At 71.8% G+C, this 24,121-nt stretch carries 20 protein-coding genes and 1 pseudogene; 8 read left to right on the forward strand and 13 right to left on the reverse strand.

Going from position 1 to position 24,121, the window contains the following annotated elements:
- Positions 1-193: 193 nt before the first annotated feature.
- Positions 194-2,224: a thioredoxin domain-containing protein gene (locus IE142_RS04825; protein ID WP_191884557.1), complete on the reverse strand. Its 2,031-nt coding sequence runs from the start codon at positions 2,222-2,224 to the stop codon at positions 194-196.
- A gap of 204 nt (positions 2,225-2,428) precedes the next feature.
- Here IE142_RS04825 and IE142_RS04830 point away from each other — a divergent pair, with 204 nt between their 5' ends.
- Positions 2,429-2,977: a DUF1062 domain-containing protein gene (locus IE142_RS04830; protein WP_191884558.1), complete on the forward strand. Its 549-nt coding sequence runs from the start codon at positions 2,429-2,431 to the stop codon at positions 2,975-2,977.
- Between the two features lie 118 nt (positions 2,978-3,095).
- On the opposite strand, the gene IE142_RS04835 is transcribed toward IE142_RS04830, so the two are convergent.
- The 4 genes from IE142_RS04835 to IE142_RS04850 all read right to left on the reverse strand — a co-directional run bounded on the left by IE142_RS04835 (position 3,096) and on the right by IE142_RS04850 (position 8,550).
- On the reverse strand, positions 3,096-3,599 hold the full coding sequence (locus IE142_RS04835; RefSeq protein WP_191884559.1) for a nucleoside deaminase: 504 nt from the start codon (positions 3,597-3,599) through the stop codon (positions 3,096-3,098).
- A gap of 247 nt (positions 3,600-3,846) precedes the next feature.
- Complete coding sequence (xdhC, locus tag IE142_RS04840; RefSeq protein WP_191884560.1) at positions 3,847-4,656, reverse strand: xanthine dehydrogenase accessory protein XdhC; 810 nt, start codon at positions 4,654-4,656, stop codon at positions 3,847-3,849.
- Between the two features lies 1 nt (position 4,657).
- The gene (gene xdhB / locus IE142_RS04845) at positions 4,658-7,078 is read right to left on the reverse strand and encodes a xanthine dehydrogenase molybdopterin binding subunit (protein ID WP_191884561.1); all 2,421 of its coding nucleotides are present in this window, start codon (positions 7,076-7,078) and stop codon (positions 4,658-4,660) included.
- Positions 7,075-8,550 carry a xanthine dehydrogenase small subunit gene (locus IE142_RS04850; protein WP_191884562.1) on the reverse strand — a complete coding sequence of 492 codons (1,476 nt, stop codon included), beginning with the start codon at positions 8,548-8,550 and terminating at the stop codon, positions 7,075-7,077. The genes xdhB and IE142_RS04850 overlap by 4 nt, the downstream gene beginning before the upstream one ends.
- Before the next feature lie 543 nt (positions 8,551-9,093).
- Here IE142_RS04850 and IE142_RS04855 point away from each other — a divergent pair.
- Positions 9,094-12,303: a tetratricopeptide repeat protein gene (locus IE142_RS04855; protein ID WP_191884563.1), complete on the forward strand. Its 3,210-nt coding sequence runs from the start codon at positions 9,094-9,096 to the stop codon at positions 12,301-12,303.
- A gap of 41 nt (positions 12,304-12,344) precedes the next feature.
- On the opposite strand, the gene IE142_RS04860 is transcribed toward IE142_RS04855, so the two are convergent.
- Positions 12,345-12,587, reverse strand: a complete 243-nt coding sequence (locus tag IE142_RS04860; protein WP_191884564.1) for a hypothetical protein — start codon at positions 12,585-12,587, stop codon at positions 12,345-12,347.
- A complete protein-coding gene (gene mca, locus IE142_RS04865) occupies positions 12,580-13,461 on the reverse strand; it encodes a mycothiol conjugate amidase Mca (RefSeq protein ID WP_191884565.1) in 882 nt (293 codons plus the stop codon). Before mca ends, IE142_RS04860 begins: the two co-directional genes overlap by 8 nt.
- 179 nt (positions 13,462-13,640) lie before the next feature.
- Here mca and IE142_RS04870 point away from each other — a divergent pair, with 179 nt between their 5' ends.
- Both IE142_RS04870 and greA read left to right on the forward strand, forming a co-directional pair.
- Positions 13,641-14,039, forward strand: a complete 399-nt coding sequence (locus tag IE142_RS04870) for a DUF4307 domain-containing protein (protein WP_043380552.1) — start codon at positions 13,641-13,643, stop codon at positions 14,037-14,039.
- Positions 14,040-14,219: 180 nt separating this feature from the next.
- Positions 14,220-14,717, forward strand: a complete 498-nt coding sequence (greA, locus tag IE142_RS04875) for a transcription elongation factor GreA (RefSeq protein WP_043380553.1) — start codon at positions 14,220-14,222, stop codon at positions 14,715-14,717.
- Positions 14,718-14,805: 88 nt separating this feature from the next.
- Here the strand turns inward: greA and IE142_RS04880 are convergent, their stop codons facing one another.
- The 3 genes from IE142_RS04880 to ilvA form a co-directional block, all read right to left on the reverse strand.
- Complete coding sequence (locus IE142_RS04880) at positions 14,806-15,672, reverse strand: ABC transporter permease (protein ID WP_043380555.1); 867 nt, start codon at positions 15,670-15,672, stop codon at positions 14,806-14,808.
- Complete coding sequence (locus IE142_RS04885; RefSeq protein ID WP_191884566.1) at positions 15,669-16,676, reverse strand: ATP-binding cassette domain-containing protein; 1,008 nt, start codon at positions 16,674-16,676, stop codon at positions 15,669-15,671. Before IE142_RS04885 ends, IE142_RS04880 begins: the two co-directional genes overlap by 4 nt.
- Before the next feature lie 190 nt (positions 16,677-16,866).
- Positions 16,867-18,096: a threonine ammonia-lyase gene (ilvA, locus tag IE142_RS04890; RefSeq protein WP_043380561.1), complete on the reverse strand. Its 1,230-nt coding sequence runs from the start codon at positions 18,094-18,096 to the stop codon at positions 16,867-16,869.
- A gap of 162 nt (positions 18,097-18,258) precedes the next feature.
- Between ilvA and IE142_RS04895 the strand changes: the two genes are divergently transcribed.
- From IE142_RS04895 to IE142_RS04905, 3 genes and pseudogenes are all read left to right on the forward strand, one after another.
- The gene (locus tag IE142_RS04895; protein ID WP_191884567.1) at positions 18,259-18,768 is read left to right on the forward strand and encodes a MarR family winged helix-turn-helix transcriptional regulator; all 510 of its coding nucleotides are present in this window, start codon (positions 18,259-18,261) and stop codon (positions 18,766-18,768) included.
- 194 nt (positions 18,769-18,962) lie between these two features.
- Positions 18,963-19,466 (forward strand): sigma factor-like helix-turn-helix DNA-binding protein, encoded by a 504-nt coding sequence (locus IE142_RS04900; protein WP_191884568.1) that lies wholly within the window; start codon positions 18,963-18,965, stop codon positions 19,464-19,466.
- Between the two features lie 147 nt (positions 19,467-19,613).
- A pseudogene (locus IE142_RS04905) lies at positions 19,614-19,870 on the forward strand (hypothetical protein).
- A 10-nt stretch (positions 19,871-19,880) separates the two neighbouring features.
- Here the strand turns inward: IE142_RS04905 and IE142_RS04910 are convergent.
- Complete coding sequence (locus IE142_RS04910; RefSeq protein ID WP_191884569.1) at positions 19,881-21,035, reverse strand: cystathionine gamma-synthase; 1,155 nt, start codon at positions 21,033-21,035, stop codon at positions 19,881-19,883.
- A 96-nt stretch (positions 21,036-21,131) separates the two neighbouring features.
- Here IE142_RS04910 and IE142_RS04915 point away from each other — a divergent pair, with 96 nt between their 5' ends.
- On the forward strand, positions 21,132-22,250 hold the full coding sequence (locus tag IE142_RS04915) for a hypothetical protein (protein WP_191884570.1): 1,119 nt from the start codon (positions 21,132-21,134) through the stop codon (positions 22,248-22,250).
- An 81-nt stretch (positions 22,251-22,331) separates the two neighbouring features.
- On the opposite strand, the gene msrA is transcribed toward IE142_RS04915, so the two are convergent.
- Positions 22,332-22,844: a peptide-methionine (S)-S-oxide reductase MsrA gene (gene msrA, locus IE142_RS04920; protein WP_191884571.1), complete on the reverse strand. Its 513-nt coding sequence runs from the start codon at positions 22,842-22,844 to the stop codon at positions 22,332-22,334.
- Positions 22,845-23,402: 558 nt separating this feature from the next.
- On the reverse strand, positions 23,403-23,993 hold the full coding sequence (locus IE142_RS04925; RefSeq protein WP_191885037.1) for a TetR/AcrR family transcriptional regulator: 591 nt from the start codon (positions 23,991-23,993) through the stop codon (positions 23,403-23,405).
- Between the last annotated feature and the right edge of the window lie 128 nt (positions 23,994-24,121).

Consider the following 24,121-nt stretch of genomic DNA (forward strand, 5'->3'; position numbering starts at 1 on the left):
ATCTTGAACTCCCCCTGCCGCGGCGGCGCGCCCGAACCCGGGCGACCACTCCGCCGCGTCACGGTGGAGAGGCTAGGGGTAATCTGTGAAACACATAAGGTGGTTGAGTGAAGAGCGTGTTTCCTCACGACGAGGACCGGGTCTGAACATTTCACCCACCGGTCGCGTTCCGGTTGTTTCTCTTTATGTCGTTTCAGCTGTTCAGGCTGGCGCGGAGAAGTTCCGGATCGGTGGTCGGCGCGTCGCAGGTGAAGTTGCGGCAGACATACGCCGCCGGCGCCCCGCCCACCAGTGGCCGGTCGGCGAGCAAGGGGAATTCGTCGCTCCCCTCGGCGCCGAAGGCGACGACCGCCCCGGGCGCCGTCCCCAGGAGCGCCGTACGGTGCAGGCCCTCGGCCGCGGCGTCACCCGACGCGGGCCCGACCACGGCGACTTCGCGGGGACCGTCGAGCAGCGCCTCGGCAGCGGCCAGACCCCAGCCGACGAAGCGCGGGACGCGCGGACCGAGCGCCTTCACCACGCCGAGCGCGTGCTCGGCCGCGCTGCGGTGGGGCTCCGAGCCGGTGTGGGCGGCGTAGGACAGGAGGGCTCCGGCGGCGGCGGTCCAGCCGGACGGGGTGGCGTTGTCGGTGGGGTCCTGCGGGCGGCGGATCAGCCGCTCGGCGTCGGAGGCGGTGTCGTAGAGCGATCCGGACTCGTCCGTGAAGCGGGTGAGGACGTGGTCGAGCAGCAGCCCGGCGAAGTCCAGCCAGACGCCCTCCCCGGTGACCGACGCCAGCGCGAGGAAACCCTCGGCCACGTCGGCGTAGTCCTCCAGCACCCCGGCGTGGGCGCCCGCGCGGCCGTCCTTGCTGGTGCGGAAGAGCCGGGCGTGGTCGTCGAGGTGCAGCCGCACGAGCAGGTCGGCGGCGGCGCCGGCGGCCTCCACGAGGTCGGGGCGCTCGAAGTAGGCGCCCGTCTCGGCGAGCGCGGCGATCGCGAGCCCGTTCCAGGCGGCGACCACCTTGTCGTCCCGGCCGGGGGCGGGACGGCCTTCCCGGGCGGCCAGCAGCCGCTCCCGGACGGAGGCGATCCGGTCGGCGTCGAACACAGTGTCCTGCTGCGGCAGTTGCAGCACTGAGGAACCGTGTTCGAAGGTGCCTTCCCGGGTCACGCCGAAGTACTGCGCGGCGAGCTCGGCGTCCGCTTCCCCCAGGACCTCGGTGAGCTGCTCGGGCGTCCACACGTAGTAGGCGCCCTCGACGTGCCTGCCGGTGCCGTCGTCGCTGTCGGCGTCCAGCGCGGAGGCGAAACCGCCCTCGGCGGTGCGCAGCTCGCGGACCATGAAGTCGGCGGTCTCCAGGGCGACCCGGCGGGCGAGCTCGGAGCCGGTGGCACGCCACAGGTGGGCGTAGACGCGGCACAGCAGGGCGTTGTCGTACAGCATCTTCTCGAAGTGCGGCACCACCCACTCGCGGTCGACCGAGTAGCGGGCGAAGCCGCCGCCCAACTGGTCGTAGATGCCGCCGCGCGCCATCCGTTCACAGGTGTCGGACGCCATCTGGAGCGCGCCCTCGGCGCCGGTGCGGGCGTGATGGCGCAACAGGAACTCGATCACCATGGACGGCGGGAACTTCGGCGCCCCGCCGAACCCGCCGCGCTGAGGGTCGTACTCCCGGGTGAGCCCGAGCAGCGCCTGTCCGAGCTCGGCCTCGCCGGGGGCCTGGGCGTCGCCGTAGGAGATCTCCCGCCCGGCGAGGTCCCGCACGATCTTCCCCGCGACCTCCGTGACCTCACCGCGCCGCTCCGCCCATGCCTGGCGCACACCCTGGAGCACCTGCCGGAAGGACGGCATGCCGTGCCGGGGCTCGGGCGGGAAGTAGGTGCCGAAGTAGAAGGGCTCGGCGTCCGGGGTGAGGAAGACGGTCATGGGCCAGCCGCCCTGCCCGGTCGCCGCCTGCACGGCCTCCATGTAGACGGCGTCGACGTCGGGGCGCTCCTCGCGGTCGACCTTGACGGACACGAAGTGCTCGTTCAGGTACGCGGCGGTGGCGTCGTCCTCGAAGGACTCGTGCGCCATGACGTGGCACCAGTGGCACGCGCTGTAGCCGACGCTGAGGAGGACGGGGACATCGCGCCGCCGGGCCTCTTCGAACGCGCCGGCCTCCCACGGCCACCAGTCGACGGGGTTCTCCGCGTGCTGGAGGAGGTACGGGGACGTCGCCTGCGCAAGTCGGTTGGCCATGCCTCCATCCTCGCGCACCCGCCCGCGAAAACCTGTGGAAGGGCGCCGCCGCGCGCCATTACCGTGCTGCCTGACCGAGTCGTCTGGGCAAGGACGTGCCGTTGTACACCGTGTGAGACCTCCCGAGCGCTGAATCGTCGCGCGTCGCGCTTGTGCGCCGCGCCCTTTCTGCTGCGGAATTCTCACTGGAACCGGTGTACTTCTGTGCTCGACAACTGGGCGGTCATTCCCGCCTGCCTGCCTCTCGTCCGCCGTCGTTGCCACGCGTGCGGGTCCGGCCGCTTCCGGGTGAACGGCAAGTTTCGCGTCAACGCCAACCACAAGCGCATCGACGCCTGGCTCCTCGCGCTCTGCGCCGCCTGCGGGGACACCACGAAGATCACCGTCCTGGAGCGGAGGAACGTGCGTTCCGTACGGCCCGAGCTGTTGGACCGGATGCACGACAACGACGCCGCCCTGGCGTCCGAGCTGCTCCGGGACCCGGCCCTGCTGCACCCCAATCGCATCGCCCTCGACTGGGAAGGCGCCTGGCGCCTCGACACCGGCGGATCGGATCACCTGGACCGCGAGGTGATCGACGTGTCGGTCCGCTTCGAGGTGCGGATACCCGTCCGGCCGGTGCGGCTGATCGCCGAGGGGTGCGGTCTCTCGCGGGCCGAGGTGAAGAGACTGATCACGGAGGGGAAGCTCGTGTCGGCGGTCCGGCTGAGCGGCAGGTGCTCCGGCGACTTCACCTTCACGCTCAAGCGCTGAGCCCCGGCTCGGCGCCCGGACCCAGGGCCTGTCCGGCGAAGCGCGCCGGGCAGGCCCTGGTGGAAACAGCACACGTGCCGGGAGGTTCGGCATGCTCCCGGGAGGGGACGGCGGCCGGTCAGTAGTCGACGCGGTCCGTCTTGGCGAGCCAGGCGTCGAACGGCTGGGTGCGGTGGGGCAGGTCGAGGTGTTCGACGGCCATGGGCCACATCTCCTGGGGCCGCTTCTCGAACAGGTCGTAGAACTTGCGGTCGTCGAAGCCGGCCACGGCGGCGTCGTGGCGGTCGGCGGAGTAGATCAGCCGGTCGACGCGGGCCCACAGGGAGGAGGACAGGCACATCGGGCAGGGCTCGCAGGAGGTGACGAGGGTGCAGCCCTCCAGGCTGAACGTGCCGAGCTTCCGGCAGGCCGCGCGGATGGCGCTGACCTCGGCGTGCGCGGTGGGGTCGAGGCTGGAGGTGACCTTGTTGTTGGCGACGGCGACGATGTCGCCGTCCTTGGCGATGAGCGCGCCGAAGGGGCCGCCGCCGTTCGCGACACTGGTGGTGGCGAGCCCGATGGCCCGGTCCATCCAGGCGCGCTCGTACTCGCGGATGCCGGTCTCGGCGGCGTGGGTGGTCATGGCGGCTCCTCGGCTGGTGTGTGGGCGGAACGGCGGCTGCAACCTGTAGGGAGGAGTACACAGGCTGCTGGCCGGAACCGGCCAGGGGCCGAAGGCACGAACAACGAGCAGGCTGGTACCGGTGCTTCGTAGACTCCTACGAAAGCCTTAGGACAAGCGGCGCCACCGACCCGGGAGCATGCCGAAGGGGTGCCTCGTCCGCGTCGTCCAGGCGGGCCGGGCACCCCTGAAGGGCGTCTCAGGAGGGTCAGCCCCCCGCTGATTCGAAGGTGCGCAGCAGATCGGCCGCGACGCTCACGGCGATGGTCGCGGGTTCCTTGCCGGCGATGTCGGGGAGCCCGATCGGCGTCTTGATCCGGTCGATGACGGTGTCGTCGTGGCCGCCCTCGGTGGCGAGGCGCTTGCGGAACCGCGCCCACTTGGCCACCGACCCGATCAGCCCGATGGAACCGAGGTGGTCGGTGCGCAGGGCGGCGTCGCACAGGGCCGCGTCCTCGGCGTGGTCGTGGGTCATGATCAGGACGTGGGTGCCGGGCGGCAGCTCGGCCAGCACCTCCTCCGGCAGCAGCGGCGTGTGGTGCACGTGCACCTGGGCCACCGCGTCGGCCAGCACGCCGAGCCGCTCCTCGGTGAGGAGGTCGGCGCGGCTGTCGACGAGGTGCAGGTCGAGGTCCTGGCGGGCCAGGATGCGGGCCAGTTCGAGCCCTACGTGCCCGACCCCGAAGACCGCCACGGCCCTGACCACCGGGAGCGGTTCGAGCAGTACCGAGACCGTGCCGCCGCAGCACTGCACGCCGTGCTGGTTGGTCACCTTGTCGTTCAGCGCGAAGTCGATCAGTTCCGGCTTCGGCTCGGACGCGGTGACCATCTCCCGGGCCCGGTCGATCGCCACGGCCTCGACGTTGCCGCCGCCGATCGAGCCCCACGTCCCGGTCCGCCCCACGACGAGCTTCGCACCGGCGTCGCGCGGGGCGTGGCCGCGCACGGTCGCGACGGTCACCAGCACGCCGGGCTCCCGGCGAGCCCGCAACCGCGCGACCGCGGCGACCCACGTCATGTCAGGCACCGCTCAGCGCTGCCGCGCCGGTGCGGGCCTCGCCCCCGTCGGAGGCGGCTTCGTCGCGGGCCCTGCCCTCCCCGGCGGTGTCACCACGCCGGGCCTCCTGGATCGCCCAGTACACCGCCTCGGGGGTCGCGGGTGAAGCGAGCTCGACGCTCACCCCGTCCGGCCCGAACGCGGCGGCGGCCTGCCGCAGCGCCTCGCGCACCGAGAACGCCAGCATCAGCGGCGGCTCGCCCACCGCCTTGGAGCCGTAGACCGCGCCCTCCTCGGTGGCGTTCTCCAGCAGGGTGACGTTGAACTCCTCGGGCATCTCCGAGAAGCTCGGCAGCTTGTAGGTGCTGGCGGCCTGGGTCAGCAGCCGGCCGCGGTTCGGGCCGTCGCCGGTGTCCCAGCGCAGGTCCTCCAGCGTCAGCCAGCCCGCACCCTGCACGAAGCCGCCCTCGACCTGACCGATGTCGATCATCGGGGAGAGGCTGTCGCCGACGTCGTGCACGATGTCCACGCGCCGGATGCGGTACGCGCCGGTGAATCCGTCCACCTCCACCTCGGTCGCCGCGGCGCCGATCGCGAAGTACTTGAACGGCGAGCCCCGGAAGGACTTCGCGTCCCAGTGCAGCCCCTCGGTCCGGTAGTAGCCGGCCGCCGACAGCTGGACCCGCTGGAAGTACGCGGTGCGCACCAGGTCGTCCCAGGCCAGCTCCTCGTCGCTGCCCAGGGCGCGCGCCACGCCCTCGACGATGCGCACGTCCGAGGCGTTCGCGCCGAGCTGGGAGGCGGCCACCTGCAGCAGTCGCCCGCGCAGCTGCTCACAAGCGTTCCTGATCGCCCCGCCGTTGAGGTCCGCCCCCGAACTGGCGGCGGTGGCTGAGGTGTTGGGCACCTTGTCGGTGCGGGTCGGGGCGAGACGGACCTTGTGCAGCGGGATGCCCAGCGTGGTCGCGGCCACCTGAATCATCTTGGTGTGCAGGCCCTGGCCCATCTCGGTGCCGCCGTGGTTGATCAGGACGGAGCCGTCCTTGTAGATGAGCACCAGCGCGCCGCCCTGGTTGAAGGCGGTGAGGTTGAACGAGATGCCGAACTTGACGCCGGTGACCGCGAGCGCCCGCTTGGTGTGCGGGTGCGCGGCGTTGAAGGCGGCGATCTCGCGCCTGCGGTCGGCGATGCCGCCGTTCTCCCGCACCTGCTGCCAGACGGTGGTGATCCGCTCGGGCTGGGAGACCGGCTGTCCGTACGGCGTCGTCTGGCCCTGGCCGGGCCGGTAGAAGTTGCGTTCGCGCAGCTCCATGGGGTCCAGGCCGAGCCGCGGCGCGCAGCGGCCGAGGATGTCCTCGATCACCAGCATGCCCTGCGGTCCGCCGAAGCCGCGGAAAGCGGTGTTGGAGACGGTGTTGGTCCTGGCGATGCGGCCGGCGACGCGCGCGTTGGGGATCCAGTACGTGTTGTCGATGTGGCACAGCGCCCGCGCCAGCACCGGCTCGGACAGGTCCAGGCTCCAGCCGCCGTCCGCGGTCAGCGTGGCGTCCAGGGCCTGGATGCGGCCCTCGGTGTCGAAGCCGATTTTCCAGGTGGCGTGGAATCCGTGCCGCTTGCCGGACATGGTCATGTCCTGGGTCCGGTTGAGCCGGAACCGGACCGGGCGGCCGGTCAGCTTGGCGCCGAGCGCGGCGACGGCCGCGAAGCCGTGCGGCTGCATCTCCTTGCCGCCGAAGCCGCCGCCCATCCGCAGGCACTGCACGGTCACCTCGTGGGCGGGCACACCGAGCACGTGCGAGACGATCTCCTGGGTCTCGGACGGGTGCTGGGTGCTGGACTGGATGAACAGCTGCCCGTTCTCGTCGACCTGGGCGAGCGCGGCGTGGGTCTCCAGATAGAAGTGCTCCTGGCCGGAGAACCGGAACTCGCCGGTGAACACGTGCGCGGAGTCGGCGAAGCCGGCGTCGACGTCGCCGTGCGACATGACGGGGCGGGCGCCGTGGTAGCTGTCCGCCTCGATCGCGTCCCGCAGCGTGATCACGGAGGGCAGTTCGTCGAGCTCCACCTCGACGGCCGCCGCACCGAGCCGGGCCGCCTCCAGGGTCTCGCCGAGCACCCAGGCGACCGCGTGGCCGTGGAACATGACCTCGTCGGGGAAGAGCGGTTCGTCGTGCTTCATACCGGCGTCGTTGACGCCGGGCACGTCGGCGCCGGTCAGCACGCGGACCACGCCGGGCACGGCGAGCGCGGGCGCGGTGCGCAGCGCGGTGATCCGCCCGCGGGCCCTCATCACCTGGACCGGGTGGGCGTGCAGGACGTCCTTGGTGCGCTGGACCAGGTCGTCGGTGTAGAGGGCGGTGCCCGTGACGTGCTGGTAGGCGCTCTCGTGGGGCACCGAGAGGCCGACGGCCGGCTTGTCGGGGCGCTCGGACAGGTGGCTCATGACGGCACCGCCTCGGTGGTCTGGGCGTACAGCTTCAGCAGGCTCTGGCCGAGCATCGCGGAACGGTAGAGGGAGCTGGCGCGATGGTCGTCCATCGGTGTGCCCTCGCCCCGCAGCACCCGGGCCGCCGCCTCGGCGGTCGCGGCCGACCACGGCCTGCCCTCCAGGGCCGCCTCGGTGGCAAGTGCGCGGACCGGGGTGGCGGCCACGCCGCCCAGGCCGATGCGCGCCTTGCGGACGGTCCCTTCCTCGATGTCCAGCGCGAAGGCGACCGCCACGCTGGAGATGTCGTCGAAGCGCCGCTTGGCGATCTTGTGGAAGGCCGTGACCGGCGACAGCGGCAGCGGGACGCGCACCGCGCGGATCAGCTCGCCGGGGCGGCGCACGCTCCGCCGGTAACCGGTGAAGTAGTCCGCCAGCGGGACCTCGCGCTCACCGTCGGCGTCGGCGAGCACCACCGACGCCTCCAGTGCGAGCAGCACCGGCGGGCTGTCGCCGATGGGCGAGCCGGTGCCGAGGTTGCCTCCCAGGGTGGCGCCGTTGCGGATGAGCCGGGAAGCGAACTGCGGGAACAGCTCCGCCAGCAGCGGGACGGTGCCGTCGAGCCGGCGTTCGATCTCGGTGAGAGTCAGCGCCGCACCGATCTCGATGCGGTCGGATTCGACGCGCAGCGCCCGCAGTTCGGGCAGCCGGTCGACGGCGACCACGCAATCCGCCCGGCGGGAGCGGATGTTCACCTCCACGCCCCAGTCGGTGCTCCCCGCGACCACCACCGCGTCGGGCCGCTCGCGCAGCAGCCGCAGCGTTTCGGCCAGGGTGTCCTTGCGAAGGAACACGCGGTCGTCCTGGGTGTATTCGGTGGCGACCGGCGCGGGCGGAGCCTGTTCGCGGCGCCGCGCCAGCGGGTCATCGTCGGTGGGCGCGCCGACGGCGAAGGCCGCGTCGCGAATGGGGCGGTAACCGGTGCAGCGGCACAGGTTCCCGCTCAGCGCGTGCAGGTCGAACCCGTTGGGGCCGTGCTCGGCGTCGGTGCCGTCGGCCGCCCCGGCGCCCGGGTCCGCGTGCGCGCAGCGGTCGGGCCGGTAGTACTCGGCGGCCATGCTGCACACGAATCCCGGCGTGCAGTATCCGCACTGGGAGCCGCCGCGGACCGCCATCTCCTCCTGCACCGGGTGCAGGACGGCCGGCGTGCCGGGCTCCGCCGCGGTGGCGAGGCCCTCCGAGGTGACGACCTCCTGGCCGTCGAGCGCCGCGACCGGTACCAGGCAGGCGTTGACCGCCACCCAGTCGGTGGGCTTGTTCACGCCGGGGCGTGCCACCAGGACGGAACAGGCGCCGCACTCGCCCTCGGCGCAGCCCTCCTTGGTGCCGGTCAGGCCGCGCTCGCGCAGGAAGTCCAGCACCGTGGTGTGGGGCGCGACGGGCGCGATCGGTTCTTCCTTCCCGTTGACCGTGATCCGTGCCGCTACCATCACAGGCCCCCGATCCGGCTCGAGGCAGCTCGATTCATCATGTTCGCCAATTTCAAGCAGCTTTCTGTGCTCGGGCGCGCTCAGAGGCGCCACGAAAAGGAGCGAGCGCAATTCGGCACGCGACAGCGGCATGCCGTGAAGTGATGAGGTGAGGGACCGGGAAATCCGGACAACCCAGAATGTGCCACCTGTGGGCACAGGAGAAACGGCTTGCTCAGCAGCCGTGCGCGACCCGACCCGGAACCCACACCGTGCGGCGGGCGAGGCGACCGAGATCAGAGTTCGTGTACATCCGCCGGTCGCCTCCTTTCGAAAGTCCTGGATCCGCTTCCAACGCAAATTAGTGGGCGGGGTCACCGGGGTCAAGAGGTGAACCGGCCGATTGTCCGGAACCGATGAACAACAGACCTCTCCCCAGGGTCTTCCCACAGCAGGAGACTTGACCGACGCACAACCTGGGAAGGACCCGGGAACGGGCCGGGAGAACTCCAGAGTGGTCTGGGGACACCCGGGTGGCACCGATGCCGCCGGAGGGGGCGCGACATGCGGGACAGTCATCGGTCGGAGGCCGAGCGGCTACTGAGGCGGGCCGTGGAGGAGGAGGTCCGGCGCTCGGGCGGGCGCACGGACGGGAACGTGCTGCTCTCCCGGGCCCGCGCCTCCCTGGACGCGATGGCGGGCACGGCCGCCGAGGAGTACGAGGCCTACACCCGTGCGCTGGACGAGGCGGCGGCCGGCCAGCTGACCTTCCGGCAGCGGTACGCCCGGGAGGGCGCCGGCACTCCCCTGCTGGTGGCCGCCGTGGCGGCGGTCGCCGCGGTGGTGGCCGACATGGCCCTCGGCACCGGTGCGAGCACCGCGGTGGGCGCGGGCGTGACCGTGGGGGTCGTCGGCGCCGCGGCGACCGTGGTGAAGGTCGTCGGGTCCCACGTGCCGGCCGCCCACCACCGCGCCGGGGCCGTCAGCCAGCCCGGCGGACCCGAGCAGTTGCGGTTGCAGTGGCTGACGGCGCTGGAGGTACGGGGCATCCGGCCGTTTTTGGACCAGCAGCGGATGCTCGCCGCGTCCACCGGCCCCAAGAAGGCGGGGCCCAAACTGCGGGGCGCCGACAAGAGCGCGGCGGCGCGCGGACGCAGCGCGCTGGAACAGTCGCTCGCGCAGCTGCCGGAGCCGGAGGCCACCTTCGCGGGCCGGCGGCAGGAGATGGCACGGCTGCGGCAGTGGGTGCAGGCGGCCCGCGCGAGCGCGCAGACCCGGCCGACGGTGGTGGTGCTGCACGGGACGCCGGGCAGCGGCCGTACGACGCTCGCGGTGCGGGCCGCCCACGAGCTGCGGGACTACTTCCGCGGGGCCTGCGTGGTGGACCTGCGCGGGGACGGCCCTGCCTCGGGCGGCGAGTCGCCGCTGAGCACCCGGGACGCCCTGCTGCACCTGCTGAACCGGCTCGGGGCGCCCCGCGAGCAGCTGCTGTTCCGGGAGCGATCGTCGGCGGCCCAGCAGGTCAAGCGGCTCAGCGAGCTGTACCACCAGCACCTGACGGGCGTGCCGGTCACCGTCGTGCTGGACGACGCCTCGGACCCCGAGCAGGTGCGCACGCTGATCCCGGAACGGTCGGACAGCCTGGTGCTGGTCACCGCGCGGGAGCCGCTCCGCCTGCCGCCCGACCTGCCGGCGCGGGCGTACGACCTGCCCGTCGGGGCGCTGGACGCGGCCGGCGCGGAGGAGCTGCTGGCCGCCTGCGCGCAGGACAGCTCGGGTCCCTACGACGCCGAGGCCGGCGACCGCATCCGGGAGCTGTGCGGCGGGCTGCCGCTGGCCCTGCGCATCGCGGGGTCGTCGCTGGGCCCCCGCTCGCCGCGCGCCCTGGCGAGCGACCTGGGCGCCTACGGGCCGGTGGAGCCGCTCGAACGGGCGCTGTGGCTGCGCTACACCGACCAGCCGGAGCCCGCCCGTCGGCTGCTGCGCCGGCTGGCGCTGGCCGGGCGCACCTCGCTGGGCCCCCCGGCCGCCGCCGCGCTGCTGGCCACGGACGAGACGGAGGCGGCCCGGCAGCTCGCGGAACTGTCGCGGGCGGGCCTGCTCGATCACGTACGGGGCAGCCGTTACCGGCTGCACGACGTGGTGCGGGCCTTCGCCCGGGCCCGGCTGGCCGACGAGGAGGAGCCGGGCGCGCGGGCGGCGGCGCAGGAACGGCTGATCGCGAACTACGCCGAGCTGGCCGACTCGGTACTGCGCCTGGTCGACGGCAACATGTCGACCCGCTCGGACCGGTTCGGGCAGTACGGCTTCACGTCCCTGGACGAGGCGCTGCGCTGGCTGGACGACGAGTCGAGCTTCATCACGGCGACGCTCCGGCACGCGGAGGGCGTCGACCAGGGCGCGGTGCTGAACCTGCTGGGCGCGCTGTGCGACTACTGCCTGCTGCGCGGCGACCTGTACCGGCTGGGCGAGATCAGCGAGCTGGCGCAGTCCGTGGACCAGGGGCTGCTGGTGCGGTCGGTGCAGTGGCGTACCGGCATCGCGGCGCGGCAGCTGGGCGAGCTGGACAAGGCGCGGACGACGCTCAGCTCCGTGGTCGACCTGTACATGGAGGCCCACCACGACGCGGGGGCGGCGCGTGCCCTGTGCTCGCTGGGCATCACGCTGCACCACCAGGGCAATCTGACCGAGGCGGCGGCGAAACTGCGGGAGGCGCTGGACCTCCAGGCATCGCCCGAGCTGGACACCGACCGGGCGTGGACGCTGCACGCGCTGGCGGCGGTGCAACGCGACCGGGCCCGGCTCGCCGAGGCCCTCGACCTGCTCACCGAGTCGCTGGTGCTGCACCGCGCGGGCGAGTCGGTGCACGGCCAGGCGTGGGCCCACTTCCAGCTCGGCCAGCTGCACCTGCGCTTGGGGGACGTACCGCGGGCCGAGACGGAGCTACGCACGGCCCTGGAGCTGTACGGCCGCACCCAGGACGCCCGCGGCGAGGCCTGGGCACTGACCCAGCTGGCGCGGGCCCGGCTGATGGACGGTGACGTGACCGCGGCGGTGGAGGAGCTGCGGCGGGCGGCGACCCGGCACCGCGAGAACGAGGACGCGCGCGGCAAGGCGTGGAGCTTCTACTACCTGGGCCAGGCGCTGGAGGAGACGGGCGCCCTGGACCAGTCGGTGCGTGCGCTGGAACGCTCCCGCACGATGTTCTCCCGGATGCGGGACGCGTACGGCCTGGCCTGCGCCCGGCACCACTCGGCCCGGGTGACCCGCGACCAGCGGGCCGCCCAGACGGGTTCGCTGCGCAACTCCGGTTTCGCCCGGCAGCTCCTGGTCGACGCGCGTGCCGACTTCCAGCGCATCGGCGTCGGTCACGGCGAGGCGTGGACCTGTCTGGAGCTGGCGGTCGTGGACGCGGGCAACGCCCGTACTCCGCAGGCACTGGCCCTGTGCGACGAGGCGGCGGCGCTCTTCGCGGCGTACGGCGACCGGCGGGGTGACGACTGGGCCCGCTTCCTGCGCTGCACGCTGCTGCCGTATGCCGCTCCGGGCGGGGTGGAGGTCGGCACGGCGGTGGCGCAGGAGGAGCTGGCCCAGCTGGCCCGGGCCCGTCTTCCGGCCCGGGACACCAAGCTGGACGACTACATCGAGGCCTACCAGCTGCTCCTGGAACGCGGGGTCCAGCTGGAGTCCGGCTGGCAGGCCTGGCGCCTGGGCATGGTCCCGAACCGCCAGGCCCGGGAGGTGATGGGGGTGGCGGTGACGGCTGAGCCGTGACGGCGAACGCCCCACCCCGGCGCCGGGTCACAGGCCCGGCGTCACCCCTTCTGCGGCTCCACCCGGCCGGAGGTCTCCGTCTCGGCCCCCGGCTCCGGCGCCTCCGTGAAATCCACCTTGCCCATGTGCCGGCTCATGGACCGCATCAGCCCCCACACGGCCAGGGCCATCACCGCGAAGACGATGAACCCGAGGACACCGGGCGTGACCTTGTCCTCGTCGAGCTCGGCGAGAGTGACGAGGTGCGTCATTGCCATGCTTGCGCTTGCACTCATGTCAGGCATTGTCCCGGACGCCCGCGAAGAGGTCGTCCTCGGGGAGCGAGGTTTCCACGAGGGACTTCGCGAGCTCGTACTCCTCGGTGGGCCAGACCTCCTTCTGGAGCTCCATCGGCACCCGGAACCAGCCCCCGTCGGGGTCGATCTGCGTGGCGTGCGCGATCAGCGCCTTGTCGCGGATCTCGAAGAAGTCGGCGCAGGGCACGTGCGTGGTGAGCGTGCGCTCCTTGCGTTCGAACTCCGACCACCGCTTGAGCCAGTCCCCGTAGGGCGACTCCAGGCCGCGCTCCAGGAGCGCGTTGTGCAGCGCCTCGGTGCGGGGACGGTTGAAGCCCTGGTTGTAGTAGACCTTCAGCGGCTGGTACACCGCCCCGTACTCGGCCTCCGGGTACTTCTCGGTGTCGGCCGCGCCCTCGAAGGCCACCATCGTGATCTTGTGGGTCATGATGTGGTCGGGGTGCGGGTAGCCGCCGTTCTCGTCGTAGGTGGTGATCACCTGGGGACGGAAGGAGCGGATCTTCCGCACCAGCTCGCCGGCCGCCTTGTCGACGTCCTCCAGGGCGAAGCAGCCCTCCGGCAGCGGCGGCAGCGGGTCGCCCTCGGGCAGGCCGGAGTCGACGAAGCCGAGCCACTCCTGCTTGACGCCCAGGATCTCCCGGGCCTCGTCCATCTCCTTCTTGCGCACCTCGTGGATGTGCTCTTCGATGTACGCGTCGCCCTGGAGCTTGGGGTTGAGGATGGAGCCGCGTTCCCCGCCCGTGCAGGTCACCACCAGCACGTCCACCCCCTCGGACACGTACTTCGCCATGGTGGCCGCGCCCTTGCTCGACTCGTCGTCGGGGTGGGCGTGGACGGCCATCAGTCGCAGCTGATCAGTCAAGACGTAATCCTCGGTCAGTCGGCGCCCGTGTGCATCGGCGCAATCCAATAGGTGCCGCCCCGCAAGGACGTCCGTGAGGGGCGGCGGTCGGGTGGCGGGTGGGGGCTTCTATAGTGACCGAATCGGGCGCGGAATAATTCCACGGCCCGGGAGAACCGGCTCCCGCCGAGAGGACGATCATGAGTACGGCGAGCACACGAGCGCCCGAGAGCCGCTACGGCCGCTCCTCGGACGAACGGGCCGACCGCACACTCAAGATCGTCGGTGCCGTGCTCGGTGCCGTCCTGCTCGCGGTGATCGGCTGGTTCGGCTACCACTACGTCGGCCAGAACAAGATCAGCGGTGAGCTGATCGGCTTCGAGCTCGCCGAGGACTCGGTGCAGGTGCACTTGGAGGTCCGCAAGGACGCCGGGGTCACCGGCTACTGCACGGTGCGCTCCCAGGCCGAGGACGGCGACGAGGTGGGCCGGGCCGACTTCCGCTTCGACGGGGACGACACGCGCGTCGACAAGGTGGTCACCCTGCGCACCAAGGCCGCGGGCACCACGGCCGAGCTGCTCGGCTGCCACGCGGACTGACCCCGCAGCGCCCGCCGGAGCCAATCCATGGGTTCTGACCTGCGCTGTCAGGAATCTGGCGGCTTATGTCCTCCCCCTTTGGCCACTCAATTGTTAGGCTCGTGGTTTCGCCCTTCCGTGAAGGAACATCCTTCTGGGTAGGGCGTTGATTTGTATTCCCAGTACCAACGAGGAGCACCCGTGACCCAGACCAGCGAGAACGTCACCTGGCTGACCCAGGAGGCGTACAACAAGCTCAAGGAGGAGCTTGAATACCTTACTGGTCCTGCGCGCACCGAGATCTCTGCCAAGATCGCCGCGGCGCGTGAGGAGGGGGACCTGCGCGAGAACGGCGGGTACCACGCGGCGAAGGAGGAGCAGGGCAAGCAGGAGCTCCGCGTGCGCCAGCTGACCCAGCTGCTCGAGAGCGCCAAGGTGGGTGAGGCCCCTGCCGCGGACGGCGCGGTCGCGCCCGGCATGGTGGTCACGATCGCCTTCGACGGTGACGAGGACGACACGCTGACCTTCCTGCTCGCCTCCCGCGAGTACGCCAGCTCGGACATCGAGACCTACTCGCCGCAGTCGCCGCTGGGCTCGGGCGTCATCGGCCACAAGGTCGGCGAGGACGCGGAGTACGAGCTGCCGAACGGCAAGATGGCCTCCGTGAAGATCCTCAAGGCCGAGCCGTACAACGGCTGACCGGGCAGCGGGCCCGGGCCGGTGCGCCCGGCCGTCCGTCCTGTTCGAGCTGTACGAGCCCCGGCGTCCTGGTGACGCCGGGGCTTCGTCATGCGGCGGCCGAGCGGTACTTGCGCACCGCAAGCGTGCGGAAGACCGCGATGATCAGCACGGACCAGATCAGCGAGGCCCAGACCGGGTGCTCCATCGGCCATGCACCGGTGACCGTCTTCGGGACGCCCGGCATCGTGTTCCCGAAGAGTTCACGGGCGCCCGCCACCGTCGCGCTGAAGGGGTTCCATTCGGCGACATGCTGGAGGAACGTCGGCATGCCGGTGACCGGCACGAAGGCGTTCGAGATGAACGTCAGCGGGAACAGCCAGATCAGCCCGCCCGAGGTGGCCGCCTCCGGAGTGCGGACGGAGAGGCCGATCAGGGCTCCGATCCAGGAGAAGGCGTAGCCGAGCAGGAGCAGGAGCAGGAAGCCGCAGAGCACCTTGCCGATGTTCTCGTGGGCGCGCCAGCCGACGATCAGGGCGACTCCCGCGAGCACGACGATCGTGACGGTGGTCTGCACGAGGTCGGCGATCGTACGTCCGGTGAGGACGGCCCCCCGTGCCATCGGCAGCGACCTGAAGCGGTCGATCAGCCCCTTGTGCATGTCGTCCGCGATGCCCGCGCCCGCACCGGCCGTGGCGAAGGTGACGGTCTGCGCGAAGATCCCGGCCATCAGGAACTCCTTGTACAGCTGCGGATCGGTGGAACCGCCGATACTGATGGAGCCACCGAAGACGTACGTGAACAGCACGACGAACATGACCGGCTGGATGACCCCGAACAGCAACATCTCGGGGATCCTGCGCATGCGAATCAGGTTCCTGCGGGCGATGACCAGCGAGTCCCGCACTGACTGGCCGACGGAGCTCCCGGGACCGGCGGGTGCCGCGGTCTGCGCGGCGTCGGTGGCGGCGCTCACTTGGCGGCCTCCTTCTCGGACTGGTGACCGGTGTCTGCCTCGAGATCGTCCTCTCCGGCCTCGGTCTCGGCCGCATGGCCGGTCAGGGAGAGGAAGACGTCGTCGAGGGTGGGGCGGCGCAGGCCGATGTCGTCGATCTCGATGCCGCGTATGTCGAGCTCGCGGATGACCTCGGCGAGCAGCTTGGCTCCGCCGGTGACGGGGACGGTGAGTTTGCGGGTGTGCTGCTCCAGGGTGGTGGAGCCCTTCCCGAAGCCGGCGAGCACTTCGGCGGCCGTCGCCATGTGCTCGCGCTCGTGGACGACGACCTCGACGCGCTCTCCGCCGGTACGGGCCTTGAGCTGGTCGGAGGTGCCACGGGCGATGACGTGCCCGCGGTCGACGACCGCGATGTCGTGCGCGAGGTGGTCGGCCTCCTCCAGGTACTGCGTGGTCAGCAGCAGGGTCGTGCCGCCGGAGACCAGCTGCTTGATGACCTCCCAGAGCTGCTGGCGGTTGCGCGGGTCGAGACCGGTCGTCGGTTCGTCCATGAACATCACGGGAGGGGAGACGACCAGGGCGGCGGCCAGGTCGAGCCGTCGGCGCATGCCTCCCGAGTAGGTCTTCGCGGGACGGTCGGCGGCGTCCGAGAGGTGGAACTGTTCGAGCAGCTCGACGGCACGAGCCTTCGCGGCCTTGGCCCGCATCTGGTAGAGCTGGCCGACCATCTGGAGATTCTCACGACCGGTCAGGTACTCGTCCACCGCGGCGAACTGGCCGGAGAGGCCGATCGAGCGCCGGACCTCATTGGGGTGTTTGAGGACGTCGATGCCCGCGACGACCGCCTTGCCGCTGTCGGGGCGCAACAGGGTCGTCAGGCAGCGGACGGCAGTGGTCTTGCCCGCGCCGTTCGGCCCGAGCAGGCCGAGAACGGTGCCCTCGGGAACGTCGAGGTCGACGCCGTCCAGAGCCCTTACGTCACCGAAGGCCTTCACCAGGCCTTCGGCATAGATGGCGCCTGGCATATGAGTCTCCACGTCATCGGGGATTCTTCGGAAAGCCTAGGTTTGCGCGTTTCGCTCTGCCCAGCGAACGATTTACGGCGAGCGACTCACAACACACCATAACGCGATGTATCGCGTTGCACCACGCACGCCCACTCGAACGGGTGACAACGAGTGACGGCGGTGACGAGGGCCGTCAAGGGCCGCCGGCTCAGCCGATGACGGGATACCCCGCCTCGCGCAGCGCCCGGCCGACCTCGGCGCAGTGCTCCGGCCCCTTCGTCTCAAGGTGCAGCTCGACCTCCGCCTCCGTGAGCCCGAGCCGTGGATCGGTCCGGACGTGGCTCACGTCGAGGACGTTAGCGTCCACCACTGACAACACCCCGAGAAGTGTGGCGAGGGCGCCGGGCCGGTCCGTGAGCCGCAGCCGGACCGCCAGGTAGCGGCCCTGCGCGGCCATGCCGTGCCGCAGCACGCCCTGCATCAGCACCGGATCCACGTTGCCTCCGGACAGCACCGCCACCACCGGCCCCGCGAAGGCGCCGGGCTCACTCAGCAGCGCCGCCACCGGGCTGGCGCCGGCCGGCTCCACGACCAGCTTGGCCCGCTCCAGGCACAGCAGCAGGGCGGTGGACAGTTCGTCCTCGGACACCGTGCGGACCTCGTCCACCAGGTCGCCGACGATCCCGAACGGCACATCACCGGGCCGCCCCACCTTGATCCCGTCGGCCATCGTCGACGGATTCTCCACGGCCACCGGGCGGCCGGCGGCCAGCGAGGGCGGGTACGCCGCAGCGCCCTCGGCCTGCACGCCCACGATGCGCACGTCCGGCCGCAGCGCCTTCACCGCGACCGCGATCCCGGCCACCAGCCCTCCCCCGCCGATGCCGACCACGACGGTCCGCACCTCGGGGCACTGCTCCAGGATCTCCAGCCCGACCGTGCCCTGCCCCGCGATGATGTCGGGGTGGTCGAAGGGGTGGATGAACACCGCGCCCGTCCGCTCGGCGTACTCCTGCGCCGCGGCCAGCGTCTCGTCGACCACATGGCCGTGCAGCCGCACTTCCGCGCCGTAGTCACGGGTCGCGCTGATCTTGGGCAGCGGGGCGCCCTTCGGCATGAACACCGTCGAATGCACCCCGAGCAGCGACGAAGCCAGCGCCACGCCCTGCGCGTGATTGCCCGCGCTCGCCGCGACCACACCGGCGGCCCGCTGCTCGGGCAGCAGCCCCGCGATACGGACGTAGGCACCGCGCAGCTTGAACGAACCGGTCCGCTGGAGGTTCTCGCACTTGAGGTGCACCGGCGCGCCGACCAGATGGGACAGGTGCCTGCTGCCCTCCATCGCGGTCACCCGCGCCACGCCCGAGAGCATCTTCTGCGCCCCGCGCACGTCGTCGAGGGTGACGGGGGCGACAGGGGCGGCCGTGCTGTAGCTCATCTCTCCAGCATCGCAGTTCACAGGCGCCCGGGGCCGTTGTGACCAACGTCCGAGACCCGCTTCGCCCAGCGCAGGTACGGTCAGCCGCCCGGCCGCGTACCCTGTCCCCCAATCAGCAGCCCTCCACGAAGTGAGCCCCCGGCCATGCCCACAACACCTGAAATGTCGATGGACATGACGACCGCCGGTGACACCGGTCTTCTCGAGACGCTCCAGCACGAGGTGGCGCTCTTCGCCCGTCGCGCCGAACAGACCCGGCTCGGCGGTGTCGGGCAGGTGCGCAACTCGATGGACCGCGCCGCCTACCTGCTCCTCAACCGCCTCGACAAAGAGGGCCCGATGGGCGTGAAGGCGCTCGCCGCGAGCATGGGGATCGACTCCTCCACGGTCACCCGGCAGGTGGCCCCGCTCGTCGACACCGGCCTCGTCAAGCGGACCTCGCACCCCGAGGACGGCCGCGCGGTGGTCCTTCAGCTGTCCCCGCGCGGTGTGGCGCGACTGGAGGAGGTCCGGTCCTCCCGGCGTCAACTCATGGCCGAGCTGACACACGACTGGGCGCCGGAGGAGCGCGAGGCCTTCTGCACGCTCCTTGCGCGATTCAACGGCGCCCTGTCCGCCCGTATGGCCCCGTCGGGCATGTCGGCGGGCCAGGAGTCGCCGACGTCTTCCTGAGCCGGCCGTCAGGGCTTCCGACACGGCCGTCAGGGCTTTCTGACGCTGCCGTCAGGTCTTCGGACACAGCCGTCAGGGCCTTTTCGCGCGGACCGTACCGGCCCCTTGACCGGAGGGCCGCCCCTGGCCTGATGTGAGACCTCAGGGGTCGTCGTCGCGTTCCGGGGGTCGTCGCCCTCCGGGCGGGAGGCGCGGTGCGAGACGGGCAAGCGTCGTACGGCGCCCGCCGGGCCCGGGAGTTCCAGGCGTTCGTCGCGGGCGCGGCAGGGCGACTGCTGCATGCCGCCACCCTGCTCACGGCCGAACCACCGGACGACAATCCGCGCGCACGGCGCCTGCTCGCCCTGTCCCTCGCCCACACGTACGCGTACTGGGACCGGCTGCACGGCGAGGACCCGTACGACCGCGCCCGCCAGGACCTGGCCACCCGCTTCGCCCGCGGGGCCTGGCACCGGCACGGCGGCCTCGGCCGCGCCCGGAGGCGCCCCGTCGGTCCGCTGAGCGGGCTCACCCCGCAGGAGCGCCTGATCCTGGTGCTCAGGCTCTACGAGGGCGTCGCGGAGGAACAGGCGGCGGCCCTGCTGGGCCTGCCCGTGGAGCGCGTACGGACGATCTGCGAACGCGCGACGGCCACCCTGCTGCGCCCGCCCGCCGGCCGATCCCGCCCGGTGGCTGAACCGAAGGCGGCGACCTCGTGAGGGGCACGCGCGCGTGGAGACCCGCGGTCACGCGCGCGGAGGCGGAGACGGAGGACGTGGAGTACGCGGGCAGGCGCGCGCGGAGGACGTGGGGCGGGCTCTCCCGGAAGGCGCGGGCGGGCTCGCGCGGAGTACGGGGAGGCGCCGGTGAACCGGCTGCAACGTGAGGCGGCGGCCCGGCGGATCATGGAGCAGTCGCCGCCGCGGGTGCCGCCCGAGCTGTACGCGGCGCCTTGCGCCGCGGCGGCCGCATGCTGCGGCGCGGGACCGCCGTACGCCGCCTGATGTGGGTGCTGCTGGGCGCCGCGGCCGTGGCGTTCACGGTGTGGGCGCTGACCGTCCAGCCGTGGGTGGAGCCGCCGTCGGAGACGACCCCACCCGTGACGGGCTGGGAGGGCTGGTGAGCCGTCCGGGCTAGCCCAGCGCCTGCTGGAGGTCGGCGAGCAGGTCGTCGACGTTCTCGATGCCGACCGACAGGCGCACCAGGTCGGCGGGCACCTCCAGGGCCGAACCGGCCGCGGAGGCGTGCGTCATGCGGCCCGGGTGCTCGATCAGCGACTCGACGCCGCCCAGGGACTCGCCGAGCGTGAACACCTTCGCGCGGTTGCAGACCTCGACGGCCGCCTCCTCTCCGCCCTCGACGCGGAAGGACACCATGCCGCCGAACGCCTTCATCTGCTTGGCGGCCACCTCGTGCCCCGGGTGCTCCGGCAGCCCCGGGTACAGGACGCTCGTCACCCGCGCGTGCCGGGTGAGCATCTCGGCGACCTTGGTCGCGTTCTCGCTGTGCCGGTCCATGCGCACCGCGAGGGTCTTGGTGCCGCGCAGCACCAGCCAGGAGTCGAAGGGCCCGGCGACCGCGCCCATCGCGTTCTGGTGGAACGCCAGCTCCTCCCCCAGCTCCTGGTCGTTCACGATCAGCGCGCCGCCGACGACGTCCGAGTGACCGCCCATGTACTTGGTCAGGGAGTGCACGACGACGTCCGCGCCGAGCGCCAGCGGCTGCTGGAGGTACGGCGTGGCGAAGGTGTTGTCGACGACGAGCCGTGCCCCCGCGTCCCGGGCGACCTGGGCGACGGCGGCGATGTCGGTGATGCCGAGCAGTGGGTTGGACGGCGTCTCCACCCACACGGCCTTGGTCCTGGGGGTGGTGGCCGCCCGCACGGCCGCGGGGTCGCTCGAGTCCGCCACCGACCACTCCACGCCCCACCGCGTGGCGACCTTGGCGAACAGCCGGAAGGTGCCGCCGTACGCGTCGTTGGGGATGACCACGTGGTCGCCGGGGCGCAGCAGCGCGCGCAACAGGCAGTCCTCGGCCGCCAGTCCGGACGCGAACGCGAGGCCGCGGCGGCCGCCCTCCAGGGCGGCGAGGTTCTCCTCCAGGGCCGTACGCGTCGGGTTGGCGCTGCGGCTGTACTCGTAGCCGCCGCGCAGTCCGCCGACGCCGTCCTGCTTGTACGTCGACACCTGGTAGATCGGCGGGACGACCGCGCCCGTCTGCGGATCGGCGGTGTTGCCCGCGTGGATCGCGAGCGTCTCGAAGTGCTGACTGATGTGCCTGTCGCTCATGAGGACCGAGCGTAGCGGCGCGGACGGCTCCGTGCGTTTTCCACAGGCCCGGGCACAGGTTGGCCAATTGTCGGCGCGGTCTGGTTCGCTTGAGACATGGAGATTCTCTGGGTCCTGATGGCACTGGCCATGCTGGCCGCGGTGCTGGTCCCCCTTCTGCGGCGCCGGCGGGGCGCGGTCGGCCTGGTTCCGCCCGGCCATCCCGACGCGGCGGATCCCGCGAACTACGGCTTCGCCCGCGAGGAGGAGCTCGACATCCGCATGCCCGGTCCCGATCACGACCTGCTGGAAGTCCTGGACCTGGTGCAGCGCACCCAGGACTACCGGGGAGCCCAGCAGCTCCTGGCCGGCACGGAGGCCGAGGGCGAGCGGCGCTGGCAGCGCGTGCAGGCCTTCGCGGGCGCGGCGTCGCTGGAGCTGGCGCAGCGGCCCGGCGGCGTCGGTGAGACGCCGGGCGGGCAGTGGCTGCGGGTGTGGCGGGCCGAGGCCCCCAAGGACGCGGGCGGCGCGGCCGTGCAGGCCGAGTTCCTGGTGCAGCAGGCGTGGCGGACGGCGACGCCGGGCACGGACGAGTTCCGGATCATCATGGAGGAGGCGAAGGAGGCCTGCTCACAGGCGGCGCTGCTCGCCCCCGGCGACCCGATCCCCTACATCGTCGAGCTGTCGGTGGCCCGCGGCCTCGGCTACCCCCGCGAGGAGTTCGAACAGCTCTGGCTGAAGATCCTCGACCGCGCCCCGAACCACATGGGGGCGCACCTGACGGCCCTGCACTACTGGTGCGAGAAGTGGCACGGCTCCCGCGACCTGGCGTACTCCTTCGCGGAGGCCGCGGCCGCTCGCGCTCCGCAGGGTTCCCTGCTCGCGGCGATGCCCCTCTTCGCGGTCTTCGAGCACCTGCCCGAGGTCAACATGGTCAGGGGCTTCTACCAGAGCGAGGTCGTCACCAAGGCGGTCCACGGTGCCCTGCACGCGGTGCACTCGGCCCGCCCCGACGACCCGATGCAGGCGCACGTCCGCCATCTGCTGGTGTTCTTCCTGGTCCGCGGCGAGCGCTGGGCCGAGGCCATGAACCAGCTGATAGTCATCGACGGCCACGTGGGCGCGCTGCCCTGGACTCTGTCGCACGACCCAGCGGCGGAGTTCGCCGTCTACCGCGCGCTGGCGGTGGCGGGCTACGAGGCCAACGGCGGCAGTCCGGCGACGCTCCCCCACTGACGGCTCGCCCCCCCCGGGGCTCGACGACACGTACGGCCCGGCGGGAGAGTTCCCGCCGGGCCGTCTCGCGCGGTCGTCCGGTCAGCCCTCGGCACGGGCCGGCAGCCGCCACCCCGGGCGCGGGAAGTGGCAGGTGTAGCCGTCCGGGTACCGCTGCAGGTAGTCCTGGTGCTCGGGCTCGGCCTCCCAGAAGGGTCCGACCGGCTCCACCTCGGTGACGACCTTGCCCGGCCACAGCCCGGAGGCGTCCACGTCCGCGATGGTGTCCTCGGCGATCCGCTTCTGCTCGTCGTCCACGTAGTAGATCGCCGAGCGGTAGCTCATGCCGATGTCGTTGCCCTGGCGGTTCTTGGTGCTCGGGTCGTGGATCTGGAAGAAGAACTCCAGGATCGTGCGGTAGTCGGTCCGCTCGGGGTCGAAGAGGATCTCGATGGCCTCCGCGTGCGTGCCGTGGTTGCGGTACGTCGCGTTCGGCACGTCGCCCCCGGTGTATCCGACCCGGGTCGCCGTCACGCCCGGGAGCCGCCGGATCAGCTCCTCCATCCCCCAGAAGCATCCGCCCGCAAGTACGGCCCTCTGCGTCTGCGCGGCCATCGCGGCCCTCCCATTCCATCGTTCTGATCACTCGGGCTACTCGGCTCGCACACCGACATCCCACGTCCATCCCCCTCAACACACGAGGGTTCCGAGCGATTCCGTATCGCTCCGGGGCATGCGGTCGTCGGCGAGGCTCCGCCCGGGCCGTGTGAGCGGGCCCACGCCTCGGTCGTACGGGTGCATCGGTTCGCCTCACTCGTTCGAGCGGTGGGCCCGCACACGCTGCGGACAGGCTGAGGCGCGGGACGCCGCCGACGGATCTTGCTTCCTCGTGGCACCGCGGGAACCGCTGACGGTCATCGTCCGGATCGTCCCACCGTTCGACGTGCTGCAGTCCCACCGACGTCTTCGTGGTGACCGCGGACTGGGCCGGCACAGCGGACGGACCCGCCCACCACCCGGAGTCCCGCCGGACCCTGCACGCGCGCGGAATCCGCTGGTGGACGGCAGTCCGGCACGGACGACCCCCGACCGACGGCTCCGGCGCCCCGGGCGTCGACGGCCTTCGGCGTGCCGTCGCGAACGGCCGGCTCGCCGGGGAGTTCGGCGCCCGGGTCACTCCGTCCGCCGCACCCCCGTCACCAGCACCGCCACCAGCCGCCGGGCGTCGTAGCGCGGGTCGTTCTCCGCTCCGATGCAGAGGTTGCCGACGCCGCGCATGAGTTCGTAGGCGGACAGGTCGGAGCGGATCTCGCCGGCGGTGGCCGCGGCGTCGAGGAGGTCGGTGCACACCGGCACGAGGCGGTCGAGGAAGTAGGCGTGCAGCGTCTCGAAGCCGGCGTTGTCGGACTGGAGTACGCCGGCGAGGCCGTGCTTGGTGACCAGGAAGTCGACGAAGAGGTCGATCCACCGCGCGAGGGCGGTGTAGGGGGTCGGGCTGCTCGCCAGCAGTTCGGGGCCGGCCGCGGCGCAGGCCTCCACCTGGTGCCGGTAGACGCCGACGATGAGGTCGGCCCGCGTCGGGAAGTGCCGGTAGATCGTGGCCGTACCGACGCCCGCCTCGGCCGCGATGTCGCGGACCGGCGCCTCCACGCCGGACCTCACGAAGACCGCGGCGGCCGCGTCCAGGAGGGTCTTCTGGTTGCGCCGGGCGTCCGCGCGTCTGGGGCGGTCGGTACGTCCCTCGGTCTCGTCGCCGTCCACCATCGCGTCGTTTCCCTCCACAGACCGGTCATTGCTAAACGGAACATCGTCCCGTATCGTCAAACGGGACAAGGTTCCGGTTGCCCATGATGCCAGAGCCCGGGGCCGTCGTGCCATTGCCGTGCGCCCGT

Source organism: Streptomyces mutabilis, assembly GCF_014649815.1.
In the GTDB taxonomy this organism is placed as follows: Bacteria; Actinomycetota; Actinomycetes; order Streptomycetales; family Streptomycetaceae; genus Streptomyces; species Streptomyces mutabilis.

Coding starts and splice junctions, on each gene's coding strand:
- IE142_RS04825 (WP_191884557.1), bottom strand. CDS start 2,224: ATGGCCAACCGACTTGCGCAGGCGACGTCCCCGTACCTCCTCCAGCAC.
- IE142_RS04835 (WP_191884559.1), bottom strand. CDS start 3,599: ATGACCACCCACGCCGCCGAGACCGGCATCCGCGAGTACGAGCGCGCC.
- xdhC (WP_191884560.1), bottom strand. CDS start 4,656: ATGACGTGGGTCGCCGCGGTCGCGCGGTTGCGGGCTCGCCGGGAGCCC.
- xdhB (WP_191884561.1), bottom strand. CDS start 7,078: ATGAGCCACCTGTCCGAGCGCCCCGACAAGCCGGCCGTCGGCCTCTCG.
- IE142_RS04850 (WP_191884562.1), bottom strand. CDS start 8,550: ATGGTAGCGGCACGGATCACGGTCAACGGGAAGGAAGAACCGATCGCG.
- IE142_RS04855 (WP_191884563.1), top strand. CDS start 9,094: ATGCGGGACAGTCATCGGTCGGAGGCCGAGCGGCTACTGAGGCGGGCC.
- IE142_RS04860 (WP_191884564.1), bottom strand. CDS start 12,587: ATGCCTGACATGAGTGCAAGCGCAAGCATGGCAATGACGCACCTCGTC.
- IE142_RS04870 (WP_043380552.1), top strand. CDS start 13,641: ATGAGTACGGCGAGCACACGAGCGCCCGAGAGCCGCTACGGCCGCTCC.
- IE142_RS04885 (WP_191884566.1), bottom strand. CDS start 16,676: ATGCCAGGCGCCATCTATGCCGAAGGCCTGGTGAAGGCCTTCGGTGAC.
- ilvA (WP_043380561.1), bottom strand. CDS start 18,096: ATGAGCTACAGCACGGCCGCCCCTGTCGCCCCCGTCACCCTCGACGAC.
- IE142_RS04895 (WP_191884567.1), top strand. CDS start 18,259: ATGTCGATGGACATGACGACCGCCGGTGACACCGGTCTTCTCGAGACG.
- IE142_RS04910 (WP_191884569.1), bottom strand. CDS start 21,035: ATGAGCGACAGGCACATCAGTCAGCACTTCGAGACGCTCGCGATCCAC.
- IE142_RS04915 (WP_191884570.1), top strand. CDS start 21,132: ATGGAGATTCTCTGGGTCCTGATGGCACTGGCCATGCTGGCCGCGGTG.
- msrA (WP_191884571.1), bottom strand. CDS start 22,844: ATGGCCGCGCAGACGCAGAGGGCCGTACTTGCGGGCGGATGCTTCTGG.
- IE142_RS04925 (WP_191885037.1), bottom strand. CDS start 23,993: ATGGTGGACGGCGACGAGACCGAGGGACGTACCGACCGCCCCAGACGC.